General features: G+C 43.6%; 14 protein-coding genes. 3 read left to right on the top strand and 11 right to left on the bottom strand.

Annotated features, from left to right (window positions below):
* Positions 1-45: 45 nt before the first annotated feature.
* Entirely contained in the window at positions 46-1,311 is a 1,266-nt protein-coding gene (gene rho, locus ACHA99_RS17825) for a transcription termination factor Rho (RefSeq protein WP_011787892.1), read from the bottom strand.
* A gap of 209 nt (positions 1,312-1,520) precedes the next feature.
* On the bottom strand, positions 1,521-1,847 hold the full coding sequence (gene trxA, locus ACHA99_RS17820; protein WP_105250415.1) for a thioredoxin TrxA: 327 nt from the start codon (positions 1,845-1,847) through the stop codon (positions 1,521-1,523).
* Positions 1,848-1,999: 152 nt separating this feature from the next.
* On the opposite strand from trxA, the gene rhlB reads away from it, so the two are divergent.
* A complete protein-coding gene (rhlB, locus tag ACHA99_RS17815) occupies positions 2,000-3,316 on the top strand; it encodes an ATP-dependent RNA helicase RhlB (RefSeq protein ID WP_063884693.1) in 1,317 nt (438 codons plus the stop codon).
* Entirely contained in the window at positions 3,317-4,243 is a 927-nt protein-coding gene (locus tag ACHA99_RS17810; protein ID WP_393944181.1) for an exopolyphosphatase, read from the top strand. It abuts the gene before it with no gap.
* Between the two features lie 77 nt (positions 4,244-4,320).
* On the opposite strand, the gene ACHA99_RS17805 is transcribed toward ACHA99_RS17810, so the two are convergent.
* The 8 genes from ACHA99_RS17805 to pilB form a co-directional block, all read right to left on the bottom strand.
* On the bottom strand, positions 4,321-4,857 hold the full coding sequence (locus ACHA99_RS17805) for a thioredoxin family protein (protein WP_263186435.1): 537 nt from the start codon (positions 4,855-4,857) through the stop codon (positions 4,321-4,323).
* A gap of 230 nt (positions 4,858-5,087) precedes the next feature.
* The gene (gene mutT / locus ACHA99_RS17800; RefSeq protein WP_131523409.1) at positions 5,088-5,480 is read right to left on the bottom strand and encodes an 8-oxo-dGTP diphosphatase MutT; all 393 of its coding nucleotides are present in this window, start codon (positions 5,478-5,480) and stop codon (positions 5,088-5,090) included.
* 78 nt (positions 5,481-5,558) lie between these two features.
* The gene (gene yacG, locus ACHA99_RS17795) at positions 5,559-5,768 is read right to left on the bottom strand and encodes a DNA gyrase inhibitor YacG (RefSeq protein ID WP_006083355.1); all 210 of its coding nucleotides are present in this window, start codon (positions 5,766-5,768) and stop codon (positions 5,559-5,561) included.
* 73 nt (positions 5,769-5,841) lie between these two features.
* Complete coding sequence (zapD, locus tag ACHA99_RS17790) at positions 5,842-6,576, bottom strand: cell division protein ZapD (protein WP_393944178.1); 735 nt, start codon at positions 6,574-6,576, stop codon at positions 5,842-5,844.
* Positions 6,569-7,186 (bottom strand): dephospho-CoA kinase, encoded by a 618-nt coding sequence (gene coaE / locus ACHA99_RS17785; protein ID WP_393944176.1) that lies wholly within the window; start codon positions 7,184-7,186, stop codon positions 6,569-6,571. Before coaE ends, zapD begins: the two co-directional genes overlap by 8 nt.
* Before the next feature lie 148 nt (positions 7,187-7,334).
* Positions 7,335-8,261: a prepilin peptidase gene (locus ACHA99_RS17780; RefSeq protein WP_393944174.1), complete on the bottom strand. Its 927-nt coding sequence runs from the start codon at positions 8,259-8,261 to the stop codon at positions 7,335-7,337.
* Between the two features lie 41 nt (positions 8,262-8,302).
* The gene (locus ACHA99_RS17775) at positions 8,303-9,574 is read right to left on the bottom strand and encodes a type II secretion system F family protein (RefSeq protein ID WP_393944172.1); all 1,272 of its coding nucleotides are present in this window, start codon (positions 9,572-9,574) and stop codon (positions 8,303-8,305) included.
* A gap of 103 nt (positions 9,575-9,677) precedes the next feature.
* A complete protein-coding gene (gene pilB, locus ACHA99_RS17770) occupies positions 9,678-11,387 on the bottom strand; it encodes a type IV-A pilus assembly ATPase PilB (protein ID WP_393944170.1) in 1,710 nt (569 codons plus the stop codon).
* Positions 11,388-11,816: 429 nt separating this feature from the next.
* Here pilB and ACHA99_RS17765 point away from each other — a divergent pair, with 429 nt between their 5' ends.
* Entirely contained in the window at positions 11,817-13,175 is a 1,359-nt protein-coding gene (locus ACHA99_RS17765; protein ID WP_393944168.1) for an O-antigen ligase family protein, read from the top strand.
* A gap of 75 nt (positions 13,176-13,250) precedes the next feature.
* Here ACHA99_RS17765 and ACHA99_RS17760 read toward each other — a convergent pair whose 3' ends face one another.
* Positions 13,251-13,631, bottom strand: a complete 381-nt coding sequence (locus ACHA99_RS17760; protein ID WP_393944166.1) for a prepilin-type N-terminal cleavage/methylation domain-containing protein — start codon at positions 13,629-13,631, stop codon at positions 13,251-13,253.
* Positions 13,632-14,019 lie beyond the last annotated feature (388 nt).

The raw sequence follows: 14,019 nt of genomic DNA, 5'->3' as shown, positions 1-14,019 counted from the left end.
AAAAAGCCGCATAATGCGGCTTTTAGTTTAGAGATTCACTGAGATTTAAGACTTAGTGCGTTTCATGGCGGTAAAGAACTCTTCGTTAGTCTTGGTCATCGCCAATTTATCGATTAAGAATTCCATTGCGCTGACTTCATCCATAGGATTGAGGATCTTACGCAGGATCCACATTTTTTGCAGTTCTTCTTGAGTCGTGAGTTTTTCTTCACGACGGGTACCGCTGCGGTTGAAGTCAATGGCTGGGAACACACGCTTTTCTGCCGCTTTACGTGACAAATGTAGCTCTTGGTTACCTGTACCTTTAAATTCTTCGTAGATCACTTCGTCCATCTTAGAACCCGTATCTACCAAGGCTGTGGCGATAATGGTCAAACTGCCACCGTGTTCGATGTTACGTGCCGCACCGAAGAAGCGTTTTGGACGGTGCAGGGCGTTAGCATCCACACCACCCGTTAACACTTTGCCCGATGATGGGATAACAGTGTTATAAGCACGGGCTAAACGGGTAATCGAATCGAGTAAGATAACGACGTCTTTCTTGTGCTCAACCAAACGTTTTGCTTTTTCAATCACCATTTCGGCAACTTGAACGTGACGGCTGGCTGGTTCATCGAAGGTTGATGCGATAACTTCGCCTTTAACGAGGCGCTGCATCTCTGTTACTTCTTCTGGGCGTTCGTCGATCAGCAATACCATCAATACCACTTCTGGGTTGTTGTAGCTGATGCTTTGAGCAATACCTTGAAGTAATAGCGTTTTACCGGCTTTTGGTGGTGCAACGATCAAACCACGTTGACCTTTACCAATCGGTGAGCATAAATCCAGAATACGCGCGGTAATATCTTCAGTTGAGCCGTTGCCGCGCTCCATACGCATACGCTCTTCTGCGTGGAGTGGGGTTAAGTTTTCAAAGAGGATTTTATTACGGGAGTTTTCTGGTTTATCGAAGTTAACTTCGTTGACTTTCAATAGAGCAAAATAACGCTCGCCTTCTTTTGGTGGGCGAATTTTACCAAAAATGGTATCACCCGTTCGCATGTTGAAGCGGCGAATTTGGCTTGGTGAGACATAGATGTCATCTGGACCAGCTAAATAAGAACCGTCTGAGCTGCGTAAGAAGCCGAAACCGTCTTGGAGTATTTCTAATACCCCACCACCGAAAATGTCTTCTCCACTTTTTGCGTGGGCTTTAAGGATTGAGAAAATAATGTCCTGCTTGCGAGCGCGGGCCATATTTTCGAGCTTCATATTTTCAGCTAGCGAGACTAGGTCAGAAATCGGCGTGTCTTTTAATTCAGTTAAGTTCATTTTGGGGGTCTTGTGTTACGCGACAAAGCTTACCGCGATCAATCAGTAAGGATGTAATTCAGGATAGTGATTGACGAGCGAGAAGAGGTTATTAGAAAGAATCTGGTTATTAAAGTAGCACTAACAAAGCGGGGCGTCCAGAAATTTAGGGAAATTCCGGCACAATTAATTTATAGCTTGTGCCGGAGGTCACTCATTACGACGTCAAATTAGATTTGAGCGTCGATAAACTCTTTCAATTGCGTTTTTGAGAGTGCGCCAACTTTAGTCGCGGCTAATTCGCCGTTCTTGAATAGCAGTAAAGTTGGGATGCCACGAACGCCATATTTCGCTGGAGAAACATTGTTTTGGTCAACGTTTAATTTAGCGATAGTCAAGCGACCTGCATATTCTTCAGACACATCGTCTAAAATTGGAGCGATCATTTTACAAGGACCACACCACTCGGCCCAGAAGTCTACCAATACTGGCAAATCAGACTTTAATACGTCGTTTTCGAAGCTGTCGTCACTCAGGTATATAATTTTATCGCTCATGATGTTCTCCAGTTTGGGTGCCATTGCTGGTTTGTTAATGGCTTACCATGTATATTGGGGCTGAAAAATAGCTTTTCAAGTTACCTTTTTATAATGTGGCTATTTCAAACGATCGAGTATCTTATTGCAACCTCAACAGGTAAGCTTGCGCTATGAGCGAAACACATCTATCTACCCAAAGGTTTGCCGACCTACCTCTACATCCTGAGGTTAAACAGGCCCTTGCCGAGAACGGCTTCGAATTTTGTACGCCGATCCAGGCGTTATCACTGCCTGTATTACTCCAATCAAAAGATATCGCAGGCCAAGCACAAACGGGCACTGGTAAGACAATGGCCTTTTTGGTCGCCACGTTTAATCATTTATTATCGACTCCCATACCTGAAGGTCGACTGATTAATCAGCCCCGCGCCATCATTATGGCCCCGACTCGCGAACTGGCGATTCAGATTGCCAAAGATGCGATTTTACTCGCTAAGCACACACACTTAAAAGTGGGTATTGTTTATGGCGGTGAAAGTTACGATGTGCAGCGTAAAGTATTAGATCAAGGTGTTGATATCTTGATTGGTACAACGGGTCGAATTATCGACTACGTCCGCCAAGGTATTATTGGCTTGAATTCAATTCAGGCTGTGGTACTTGATGAAGCCGATCGTATGTTTGATCTTGGTTTTATTAAAGATATTCGCTTTTTATTTAGACGTATGCCTGAGGCAAATCAACGTCTTAATATGTTATTTTCGGCAACCTTGTCCATGAAAGTACAAGAGCTGGCTTATGATCATATGAATGAGCCCGTTAAAGTCGAAATCGCCCCCGAAGAAAAAACCTCCAAAAACATCAAAGAAGAAATCTTCTATCCTTCCCAAGAAGAGAAGATGCGTTTGCTGTTGACCTTGATTGAAGAAGATTGGCCAGAAAAAGCCATCGTTTTCTCCAACACTAAGCACAGTTGCGAAACGCTTTGGTCTTGGCTTGAAGGTGACGGACATCGTGTGGGTTTATTAACGGGTGATGTGCCACAGAAAAAGCGTATTCGTATCCTTGAGCAATTTACCAGTGGCCAGCTAGATATATTGGTTGCTACCGATGTTGCGGCTCGCGGTTTACATATTTCTGACGTTTCACACGTGTATAACTATGATTTACCTGATGATTGCGAAGACTATGTTCACCGAATCGGTCGTACGGGTCGTGCGGGCAACAAAGGCATGTCGATAAGCTTTGCCTGTGAAGAGTACGCATTGAACTTGCCTGCAATCGAAAGCTATATCAATCATTCGATTCCAGTAAGTAACTACGACAGTGAAGCTTTACTGGCCGATATTCCTACGCCAGCGAAGATCCACCGTAAACACCCGAGCGGCACTCGAAACTTGCGTGATCGTTCAGGGGCAAGCCGCCCAGGTGCTCAACGCAGTGGTGCTCGCCCTCCTCGTCATGATAGGACACGTAGACATTCGTAAATGCCAACACCCGCTTATGCCGCTATAACATTAGGCTCAAATAGTTTTAATATGCTGATCGCCAAAACGCGTGGTGGTCAGCCGCATATTATTGCGAAATATAAACGCAAGGTGAGGCTCGCAGAAGGCATAGGCAACGATGGCAAATTAAGCCCCGATGTCATGCAGCGCGGCCTCGACTGTTTGAGTATGTTTGCCCAGATGTTGGTGCAACATAAGATTGAAGCAAACCATGTTGCTGTGATTGCAACTGCAACTCTTCGCTGTATTAGCAATGCTGATGAGTTTAATCAGCGTGCATTGCCACTCTTAGGTCATCCGATCGAAATTATCTCTGGTATGCGTGAAGCAGAGCTTATCTATCAAGGTATGGTGGCGACCACTTGTGGTCAAGGCCGTCGCTTGGTTATTGATATCGGTGGGGCGAGTACAGAGTTTATCATTGGCGATGGGCATCAAGTGCTGTTCAAAACCAGTTTACCCTTTGGTAGTGTGACTTATAATCGCCAATTTTTCAGCAGTTTGCCGCTGCAGCAGTTAGATTTCGATGATGCTAAGCAGCAAGTACTAATCGCATTAGCAGAGCATAGACAAACCCTACGTGATCTTGGTTGGCATTGTGTCGTTGGTGCCTCCGGGGCTGTACAGTCCGTGGTAGAAGTGTTACTACACCGAGGGTTATCTGAAACTATCACACTCGATGTGCTTACTCAGTTGAAGGCTGAGATCCTCGCTCAAGAAGATATTAGCTTAATGGGGATTGTTGGGCTTTGCAGTGAGCGAGCACCGACTTTTGCTGCGGGTGTCGCTATTCTATTGGCTTTGTTTGAGTTGCTGGGGATCGAGCATTTAGCCTTATCTGGCGGCGCATTACGTGAAGGTGTTTTAGTGATGTTAGCTCAGCGGATTATTGACGAAGTCGGCTAATATTTTATTAAAACATGATAAAAACTAAAGGCCGCGATGCGGCCTTTATTGTTTGTATATTCTTTGTACTGTGTCGATTATTTCAATAAATCGGCGAGATCTTTTTCTAAGGAAACTGTTGGGCGCTCTACGATGCGGCCAACTTCTTTACCTTGCTGCAGTACAATAAAGGTTGGAATGCGGGTAAAGTCGTATTTTGCGGCTAAGCCTTCGGGATCTTTTTTCGTTCGGTCGACACCAATATAGGTCACTTTAATATTGGGATTAGCGACTTCTTCCATAATACGGATAAAGCGCGGCGTTTCCCGGTGACAATCTGGGCACCAAGTACCAATAATCACTACAATTTCTGTAGGTTCAGTGATGCTTTTAAGCGGGGTGATTGCAGTGGTATCGACTTGATAGGTTTTATACCCTTCAGCAAACTCATTGAGATCTGTGACTAAATTTTGTGCTTCTACTATGCCAGTTAAAATCACTTCTTGTTTCTCCTCACTGCAGGTCGCAATTAAACCCTGTTGTTGTTCTTCAAATCCACAGCCACCATTGGCCAGTACCTGACAACTAAAAAATAAGGCGGTAGTGGCTAGGAATGCCTTAACGTTATTGTGCATGATGCGCCCTCGAAATCGAAGAGAAAGAATGAAATTCGATTCAAACATTATTCTGGATACGATTAAAGCGATTAATTGATTTGCTGCAAGCAAGATCACGCATTGCTAATATCTATAAGCTTAACGATCACAGAATTGCTTATTTTGTGGAGTTAAGGCATTGAAAAAGTTCATCCCCGAATCGCGATTCGGGGACAGAACACATTGAGAGGACAAGGTAAATGGCTGGATTACTGAGCCAGAATTTTTTCAAGAATAGGCTTATTAGCCTCGGGGAAGTCGTAATTGGTTAAGTCGGTTTTAGTGACCCAAGCGATAAGCTGACCTTCGAGGCCTTGAGCTGTGCCGTTAAATTCTGTGACTGAATGGATATCGAGTAGCACTTGTTTATCGGGATAGTCGAAACTCAACGCCATAAATGGCTGACTATCAGTGACATTGAGTGCGACTTCCTCTTTGAGTTCACGGATCAATGCCTGAGTTACAGTTTCGCCTGTCTCAACCTTACCACCAGGAAATTCCCATTTTCCACCTTGATGTAAATGATCTGGGCGTTTTGCCAACAGAATTTCACCGGCCGAGTTAGTAATAATGCCGACGGCAACATGGATGCGTTTAGTCATAATATTTATCGATTAATGAGTGGGTAAAAGTAAGTGCATTAAAGGCTTGAGCTGAGTTATTCGTGTGTAAACCCAAAATTACTCTTTAAAAAAATCGCCTTCATCGAGATCAAATTCATCAAATGCTTCTGGATCAAACTCGGCTTTGACTGGGATGACGTGTTTTTCTGACGCCCAATCGCCGAGATCGATCAACTTACAGCGCTCGCTGCAAAAAGGTTTAAATGCAGATTGTGGCACCCACTCGACAGGGGCTTTGCAAATAGGGCAGTTAACGGTCAATGGCATAATTGTTCTCTTGGTTAACGGCGATAAAGCGGCCGCCAATACTAATGTCTTTCAGGCCATTAGTGTAAAGGCTTCATGCACAGGTAGCCAGTAAGAAATCAATTGAACGGTCGGAGTGGCGTTGTTGTTCAAACTGTACAAAATGGATAGCGAAACGGTTTTTATGGCCGCTAATCGTAGGATAACACCCGTGGGAAGCATCGACTTTAACCCTTACCAAAGCAAGTGCTTGGGCACTGTCACCTTGATAAAAGCCTGCGTGGGCAACGGCATTGTCGTAATTGGACGTGCTACGAGTCAGTTGAAGTAGTAACGTAATAGGGGTAAGCAAAGGTTCGAAATGCGCTATCCAAGAGTGATAATCGTGCTGTTTTTCTTCCCAAGGTTTAGATAACCAATAATGCAGTTGCGGTAGGTCGAAGTTACAGCAAGCACCTGGCATGCCGAAGCGTTGTCGTAGCGCGGAAATAAATTTGTCTTGTTTTAATTGGCTGCCGAAGCGTTCAGGCTTTTGTAACGGTTCGCGGGCTTGGGTGAGGGCGTTGATATAGATATTGATTTGCTGGTGGTCGACGTGATCTAATTCTTGCCATTTGCTGAGTTGCAGCAAGTGCCGCTCAATATCTTTTAATACTTCATTGCGATAATCGCAGCGTTCAGATAATTCACAGAGGGAAAACAGCGGATAAAAACATCTATGTTGGTGGTCATTGCTTAGGTTACTTTGCAGCTGTTTATCGAGGTATTCGAGCCGCAAGTAGCTGCGAATTTTCTCGTTTAGGGGCTGTTCGTAAACTAATTCAGTCATGGGCGTTATGAGTACCAGATAGTTGTAAATAGCGTTGGTGCAATGCTAGCACCTCTCGTTTTAAGGCTGATATCTCTCCCTGATTATCAATAATGTCGTCGGCTCGGGCGAGTTTTTCGCTGCGGCTCAATTGGCTGTTAATGATGTTATTTACTTGAGATGCATCAACATTGTCCCTTTTTATGGTGCGGCTGATTTGCAACTCAGGCGAAATATCCACCACTAAAGTCCGATTGACTAACCTATCTAACCCGTTCTCAAATAGCAAGGGTACGACCATAATTACATAGGCTGAGGTTGCTTTTTCTACCTGCGCTAGCATTTCTTGGCGGATCATGGGGTGCAATAGCTGGTTTAACCATTCACGTTCTTCAGGGTGGCTAAATATCCGTTGCCGCAGTTTGGCGCGATCGAGTTCACCTTCTGGCGTTAACATCTCAGACCCAAAATGGCTAACGATGACCTCAAGCCCTTTTGAACCCTGAGCGACAACGTCGCGGGCAACGATATCGGCGTCGACTAAGGTAATGCCTTCTGCGGCGAATAAATTGGCGACAGTCGTTTTACCGCTACCAATCCCACCCGTTAAACCAACAATAAATTTGGACATAAAACTCTCTTAAAAGCTATGAAGGACGCTATGCTGCTAGGACGGACTTCGTCCTTACTGTCTACGGAACGGGCTTCGCCCTTACGGTAAGCGAAGCGTTAAGTGAGTGAGCTTGCGAACGTTCCGTTATCCTTAAGTGAAGCCTGTTCTATAACGTACTTAAGTACCAATCCACTATAGGTTGACCCCATATTAGGGCTATCCAGCCTGCGGCAGCAATATAAGGCCCAAATGGGATGGGATTACCTTGCTTGAGGCGTTTACTGACAATCATGGCGATGCCAACCACTGCGCCAACGAGGGACGAAAGTAAAATCACCAGCGGCAGCATTTGCCAGCCGAGCCAAGCACCGAAAACGGCGAGCAGTTTAAAGTCCCCATAGCCCATGCCTTCCTTGCCAGTGAGGATCTTAAATAGCCAAAAAATGGACCATAAGCTTAAATAGCCTGCTGCCGCACCGATAATGGCATCAGTTGGGCTCGCAAAGGTATGATTTAGATTGATGATCAAGCCGAGCCAAAGTAACGGTAACGTCATTTGGTCGGGGAGCAGCATCTCATCAAGATCGATACCAGTAAGTGCGACAAGTACAAATGTCAGTATGCTCGCAAAGACAAATTGCCAGCTTGGACCAAAGTGCCACGCTAAAGTCGCAACAAGTAGCCCCGTGATTAATTCAATTATTGGGTAGCGGGCGGAAATGGGGGCGTGACAGGCTGCGCATTTTCCCTTGAGCATTAACCAGCCGAATACTGGTAAATTATGCCAAGGTTTAATCGCCGTTTTGCACTTAGGGCAAGCAGAGCCCGGCACCACAAGATTATATTTTTCGGGGAAGCTATCTATCGGTGTATTGAGATTATCTATGCCTATTATTTTGACTATGTCTTCGTGGTATTCCTGTAAATACTGATTACATTCTTGCTGCCATTCCCGTTTCATCATCACAGGAAATCTGTGAATCACCACATTTAAAAAACTGCCTATGGTGGCGGCAAAAATAAAGCTTAGTGTAATAAAGAGCCAAGGACTCTGATCAAAAGAGTGGCCCAAAAGAGAGATAAATTCAGTCATTCAATTTCTTATATATTATTTGTGGAAGTGAGGTGTAATAACTAGCCGCCAACAATATTACCCATCTGGAAGATAGGTAAATACATGGCAACAATCAAACCACCCACAACAGTACCGATAACCACCATCATAATCGGTTCTATCAGACTTGATAAGCCATCAACTGCATCGTCGACCTGCATTTCATAGATGGTTGAGACTTTATTGAGCATGTTATCTAGCGAGCCGGATTCTTCGCCTATCATCACCATCTGCACTAACATATCGGGGAAGAGACCAGTGGTTTGCATCGCGACATTCATCTGCATCCCCGCCATGACCTCTTGGCGAATTTTTAAAATGGCTTTGCGATAGACCGCATTACCCGATGCGCCAGCGGCGGACTCTAAGCCATCAATTAACGGCACACCTGCGGCAAAGGTGGTAGCTAAGGTGCGGGCGAAACGAGCCATGGCACCTTTGTGTAAAATCGGTCCAATGGCTGGGATTTTAAGCACGGCTTCATCGACTCTATCTCGCACCATTTGCGAGTTTCGGTGCGCGCGTACAAACAAAAATACGCCGCCGACAATAGCGGCTAAAAAGATATACCAAGAGGATTGTAAGCCGCGGGAAATATGCAGTACCAGTTGCGTAAAAGCGGGCAGTTCTGCACCAAAGCCTTTAAAAATATCTTCAAACTGTGGCACCACAAAAAGAAGTAACAAAACCGTAACTAAAATAGCGACAATTACAACTGCAGCAGGATAAAACATGGCCTTCTTAATTTTTGATTTGAGCGCTTCCGTTTTTTCTCTGTAGGTTGCGACTCGATCGAAAACCAAATCGAGTGAACCTGAATGCTCACCCGCGGCGACTAAGTCAACATATAGTTCGTCGAAGTAACGTCTATGGGGGCGCATAGCATCGGATAAGGGAATACCCGATTGAATTTCGGTTAAAATAGTACCCAGTAATTCCCGCATTTTAGCTTTTTCATGGCCACGGCCGAGTAGTTCAAATGTCGTTACCAAAGGAACGCCTGCCGCCAACATAGTCGCGACTTGACGGGTCATCATTGCTATATCCATAGGGGTGATATTGGCTTCACCCAACTTAAATAGCGGAGAGGACTGCTTACGAACGCTCTTAGGGTTTACTCCTTGTGATTTAAGCTGGCTACGGATTTCGGCTGCGGTAGCACCTCTAAGCTCTCCTGCCGTTTTTTTGCCGTCGCGGTTAACGCCTTTCCATTCAAAGGTATAGATTTTGGGCTGGCTTTTTTGCTCGTTTTTTTTGCCGCGAGACTTTCTTACTGTTGTTGCCGTAGCCATAAATAATTCCTGTTGGTTGTAAAGCTAACAAGGGCGTCGCACGATAACTGCCCCTTCTAGGCTCTAGGCGCTAGAATCTAGAAGGGCGCAGCCCGCTCTGCAGTTAAAAACTGGTGACGCGATTGACTTCTGCAATACTAGTTACGCCATGAATTACTTTCAATAATCCTGACTGACGCAAATCCCGCATCCCTTGCGCTTTAGCTTGGGAGGCGATTTGTAAGGAGTTACCGCCTTCCATGATAGTACGCGCTATCTCATCGGACATCTTCATCACTTCGTAAATACCAACCCGGCCTTTGTAGCCAGCAGAGCAATGTTCACAGCCTACAGGTTTAAAGGTGGTAAAACCTTGTGTAATTTGTGTTTGAGAAAAACCTAAACGTAATAGTTCATGCTCAGGGATGATTTCAGCTTGCTTACATTCGGGGCAAAGTCGACGCGCCAAACGCTGGGCAATAATCAGGTTAACTGAGCTGGCGATATTATAACCGGGCACGCCCATATTGATTAAACGGGTCAAGGTTTCGGCGGCCGAGTTTGTGTGTAGGGTCGATAACACTAAGTGACCCGTTTGTGCTGCTTTAATGGCAATTTCGGCGGTTTCAAGATCGCGAATTTCACCTACCATCACCACATCGGGGTCTTGGCGCAGGAATGAACGTAAAGCAGAGGCGAAAGTGAGACCGGCTTTTAAGTTAATGTGAACTTGGTTTACACCCTCAAGGTTTATTTCTACCGGATCTTCGGCGGTAGAAATATTGCGCTCTTCGGTATTGAGAATATTTAATCCTGTATAGAGGGAGACTGTTTTACCTGAGCCTGTAGGGCCGGTCACTAAAATCATCCCTTGGGGTTTTGCTAACATCTCAAGGTAAAGTTTTTCTTGGTCGGGCTCGTAGCCGAGCTTTTCAATGCCCAATTGTGCGGAGGAAGAATCCAAGATCCGCATTACAATTTTTTCGCCCCACAGGGTCGGTAGAGTGCTGACCCGAAAGTCGATGGACTTAGTGCGGGAAAGCTTCATCTTGATCCGACCGTCTTGCGGTACGCGGCGTTCGGCGATATCAAGTTTCGACATTACTTTTAGGCGCGCTGATAAACGACCTGCAAGGCTTATAGGGGGTTCAGAGACTTCGTGTAAAATACCGTCGATGCGAAAACGAATGCGGTAGCGCTTTTCATAGGGTTCAAAGTGTAAATCCGAGGCTCCTTTACGAATGGCATCGGTTAGAATTTTATTGATATAGATAACAATAGGTGCATCATCGCTGGCCTCGCCTGCAGACTCTTCATTACGTCTGTCAGTGTCGGTAATTTCAATGCTCGCCAGTGCCGCTTCATCCATGCCGCCTAAATCTAGGCCGCTGATGTCTTCTTCGAGGATTTTTTCTAGCGCTTTAGCCAATTTATCTTCTTCAACCAGAATCGCTTCGGCGTGCAGGCCTGCACTAAATTGGAAATCTTCGAGGGCGGCAATATTGGTCGGGTCGGATGTGCCTATATAGAGGCGATTTCCCCGTTTAAACAGCGGTAAGCAACGGTGCTTTTCAATCAGTTTTTTGTTGAGGAAGTCCTCAGGAATCGAGGCAAGATCAAACTCATTGAGATCGAGTAGTGGCGTGCCATATTCCTCATAGCACATCTCAGCAATGGCACGGGCTGAAACCAGTTTACTTTGAACTAAAGTGCTTACTAATGCTTGCTTATTTTGACGGGATTTTGTGATGGCATTCGCCATCTGATCTTCATTTAGCAGACCTTTACGGATAAAGAGGGTCGATAACCCTAAATGCAGGCCTGTAGATGGCATAGAGACTCCAGTTGTAAACAAGTGTTGAAATAATAACGTCTTTATAGCATTTTGTCATATTTAGTCTAATGAAAAAGTTATCCTTGGAACAAACAAATTTATGGGTGCGGAAGTTCATTGATATAGTGAGGTTTAAAATATTATTTGCTTAATTTTCAACTTCTTGCTGTGGATCCCAATCGTTGTGGCCATCGTAAGTCTAGGAGCATACGTATAGCAAGGAACTTCCGAGATGTACCGTATGAAATCAATTTTTATTTTTAGCAGAAAAACATTAAAAATTTTGGATTTTTAAAGTTTTAATAAAAAGAAGAAGTTGCAAACTTTTATAGTCTTAGGTGAACGTTATGGAGGTGACTTAACATAAATTTGTATGATAATTAGTAAATTATAACGTTATAGCCATTAATTATTTGAGGAAGTCTGTATATGCAATTGGGAGCTTATTCTTGGGGACTATTAATTACATTTGCATGTATTTTCCTGCTCGGGACTGTATTTTCTTTTAATTTTTCTTATCTTGTTGGTATCGACAGTGAGTATGATCTAAAGCGTTTTCTTGTTATTGGTTTTATTTGGCTTGCTTCGTTGGGGTTATGTTTTGTTAAGGATGCTGAGTTCATAAGGCTTTCAAGGTTGACTAAGGTGTCTTTAACGATTTTTTTTGTATTGGCTATTGTATCTGCTTTTTTCAGTAAACATCCCTTTTGGGGAATGGTTGAAATAACTAATATCGGAATACTAATAATAGCATTTTACTTGTTTGCTTTGAGTATTAATTCGATGAAGCGCAGCATCTTGTATTTTGCCGTTTATGCGGGAGTTTTATTCTTTTCTGTATTGACGTTTGCTAAATATATTTTATTTTTATTCTTTTCTTATGCGGATGCACAAAGCTTCGATATTCATGGCTTGCTTACGGGTTATGTGAATGTCCGCTTTTTTAACCAACTGCAAGTAATGGTGACACCTCTGCTTTTTTTGCCTTTTTTTGTTCAAGGTTTAGCTAAGTTCAAACGAGTATCCATAGTTTTTGTTGCACTACATTGGGCTGTGTTGTTACAGACTGAAGCCCGGGGAGCTATGCTCTCGCTCATTTTTGCGTCAGTCGTGCTGTTTTTTTTTGTAGATGCAAATACCCGCAAACAATTTATTTCGACCATGTTGCAAACCATGTTATTTGGTATCTGCCTGTGGCTAGTATTTATCATCATAATTCCGTACTGGCTGATGGACAGTTCAAGTTTTCAGATTAGAACAGGGAGTTCTGGAAGGTTAGATTTATGGCTGTATGTTCTTAAATCTATTCCAGAACGTTTGTGTTTGGGTTTTGGGCCGATGAGCTTTACCTGGGCTGAAGGTAAACCATTACCACATGCTCATCCACATAATTCAGTGATGCAATTACTTTATGAGTACGGTGTTATCAGCAGTATCGTTTGCATAGCTTGGGTATTGAGTCGAATTTATAAGAGATTACGATATTTATATTTAGCAAACGACGTCGAGGTCATTCCTATTATTTATGCTCTGCTATCTGGGCTTTGTTATTCTTTGTTTAGCGGTGTAGTTGTTATGCCATTGGCGCAGTTGATGCTGGTTTTTGTGGTCGCCATGCAAGTGCAATATGGTTCATGTCGTGACTATAAAGCAAGTGTCGTAGTTAGGATGTTATTGTTTTTAGTCGTGAGTGTTATGGCGTTTGTTTTATTGAACACTTACAAGAATGAAGAGTTGCTCCCTGCCTTATTTCCTAGGATTTGGGTGAATGGATTGATTAGCTACTGAGTTATTATTCTATACTTTGGAGAATATAGATAAAGCCGCTCGTGTTCGCGGCTTTATCTTACTTAAAAATTTTACCTAGGAGCCTGCTTTGCAAGTGGCAGTTGTCCAAGTACAAACAATATTAGTTGGTGTAGCATCTTTTGCTATGAATGTTGAAGTTCCAGTTAGTCCTGCCAAAGTTGTAGGTAGAGAAGCTGGGGCAGTACATGCAGAAGCGTTATAGGTCGGCAAATTTGCAGCCGTAAATTCTGCGATTATAGCAGCAGAGAGGGCTTTAGTGTGTGTACTAGCTTCGCTTAGACAGGCATTGATTTTACCTTTATTTACATATTCTTTATAAGCAGGCAAAGCAACTGCTGCCAAAATACCGATAATGGCTACTACGATCATTAGTTCGATCAGAGTAAAACCCTGAGCTTTTTTATTTAATGCTTTGTTTAAATTCATGGCCTTCATTTTTCTCTCCAGCTAACTATTTAGTGACTTACTGTGGTTGAATAGAGTGTTTAACCTAACCGCTGTTTTACTCTATAAATTGTTTTATCTCATCAAACTTTATAACTCATTTATGTCAATAAAATCATTTATATGATCTATGTAACATTAACAGTACACCGATGATCTTGAATGACCCATGTGTAATGACTCATGCTGATTTATCCAAGCTAGCTTTGCTAAATTAGCACAAGGTTAATGCTGGGTTAGCGCTTGTTTGAATAAATGGTTTCGGCAACCGCACCTTAGGCTAACGTTTTCAAAAATATGCCTCTCAAAAAAGTGAACTAGGCAATTTTAAAAAGAATCCCAGTGCTGACCTTAGGTGAGGTTGACCAAACGGCCATCT

Origin of the sequence: Shewanella sp. S23-S33 (assembly GCF_043359565.1) — a bacterium.
Classification (GTDB): domain Bacteria; phylum Pseudomonadota; class Gammaproteobacteria; order Enterobacterales; family Shewanellaceae; genus Shewanella; species Shewanella oncorhynchi.
Note: the sequence above shows the minus strand (reverse complement) of the source record. Positions and strands in the feature narration are given on the sequence as shown.

Coding starts and splice junctions, on each gene's coding strand:
- ACHA99_RS17780 (WP_393944174.1), bottom strand. CDS start 8,261: ATGACTGAATTTATCTCTCTTTTGGGCCACTCTTTTGATCAGAGTCCT.
- ACHA99_RS17810 (WP_393944181.1), top strand. CDS start 3,317: ATGCCAACACCCGCTTATGCCGCTATAACATTAGGCTCAAATAGTTTT.
- rhlB (WP_063884693.1), top strand. CDS start 2,000: ATGAGCGAAACACATCTATCTACCCAAAGGTTTGCCGACCTACCTCTA.
- zapD (WP_393944178.1), bottom strand. CDS start 6,576: ATGACTGAATTAGTTTACGAACAGCCCCTAAACGAGAAAATTCGCAGC.
- coaE (WP_393944176.1), bottom strand. CDS start 7,186: ATGTCCAAATTTATTGTTGGTTTAACGGGTGGGATTGGTAGCGGTAAA.
- ACHA99_RS17760 (WP_393944166.1), bottom strand. CDS start 13,631: ATGAAGGCCATGAATTTAAACAAAGCATTAAATAAAAAAGCTCAGGGT.
- ACHA99_RS17765 (WP_393944168.1), top strand. CDS start 11,817: ATGCAATTGGGAGCTTATTCTTGGGGACTATTAATTACATTTGCATGT.
- yacG (WP_006083355.1), bottom strand. CDS start 5,768: ATGCCATTGACCGTTAACTGCCCTATTTGCAAAGCCCCTGTCGAGTGG.
- rho (WP_011787892.1), bottom strand. CDS start 1,311: ATGAACTTAACTGAATTAAAAGACACGCCGATTTCTGACCTAGTCTCG.
- pilB (WP_393944170.1), bottom strand. CDS start 11,387: ATGCCATCTACAGGCCTGCATTTAGGGTTATCGACCCTCTTTATCCGT.
- trxA (WP_105250415.1), bottom strand. CDS start 1,847: ATGAGCGATAAAATTATATACCTGAGTGACGACAGCTTCGAAAACGAC.
- mutT (WP_131523409.1), bottom strand. CDS start 5,480: ATGACTAAACGCATCCATGTTGCCGTCGGCATTATTACTAACTCGGCC.
- ACHA99_RS17775 (WP_393944172.1), bottom strand. CDS start 9,574: ATGGCTACGGCAACAACAGTAAGAAAGTCTCGCGGCAAAAAAAACGAG.
- ACHA99_RS17805 (WP_263186435.1), bottom strand. CDS start 4,857: ATGCACAATAACGTTAAGGCATTCCTAGCCACTACCGCCTTATTTTTT.